At 30.7% G+C, this 703-nt stretch carries 1 protein-coding gene; it reads left to right on the forward strand.

Features of this window, described 5'->3' with window-relative positions; translation table 11 throughout:
- Window positions 1-96: 96 nt before the first annotated feature.
- A partial coding sequence (locus CLOTH_RS10425; protein ID WP_331722091.1) for a copper amine oxidase N-terminal domain-containing protein occupies window positions 97-703 on the forward strand: 607 nt, incomplete at its 3' end.

Consider the following 703-nt stretch of genomic DNA (forward strand, 5'->3'; position numbering starts at 1 on the left):
TTGCTTTTGCTAAAATCTAAATCTTTAATATACAAAAAAGAAAAATACTTTGATATAATAAAAATATTGAATAAATTACCAAGAGAGGAGAAATATATGAAAAAAATATTGTTAAGTGTATTAATAATGCTTACACTAACTAGTGTATCATCAGCACAGGTAAGACCAAATGTAGTATTAAATAACACAAGCGTTAGCTTTCCAGATGCAAGACCATTTATAGACAGTGCAAACAGAACCTTAATACCAGTAAGATTTATATCAGAACAGATGGGATCGAATGTTCACTGGGACAGCAATAGACAAGAAGTTACCATAGAAGGTAATGGAAAAATAATAAAGCTTAAGATAAATGAAACCAAAGCGTTAGTAAATGGAAAAACGATAACATTCGATACAAAAGCTATAATAAGTCAAAGCAGAACCTTTGTACCTTTAAGATTTGTATCAGAAGCACTAGGAGCTACAGTACATTGGGATAGCAAAACTAGAACTGTTAATATTACAGCTCAAACACCTGCTCCTGCACCATCTACTGGAAATACAACTTATGCAACAGGAGATAGGGAAAGAGATATTAAGTCGCTAGCTGCACTTATAGGTAGTAATAGTTATGATTCAAGAGATGTTAGTTATTTATATCATTCAAGAATAGCATTTTTTGTTAATTTTAGCAGTACAAATTATGAAGCAATTATAGATT

The organism is Alkalithermobacter paradoxus (assembly GCA_002029295.1).
In the GTDB taxonomy this organism is placed as follows: domain Bacteria; phylum Bacillota; class Clostridia; order Peptostreptococcales; family Peptostreptococcaceae; genus Alkalithermobacter; species Alkalithermobacter paradoxus.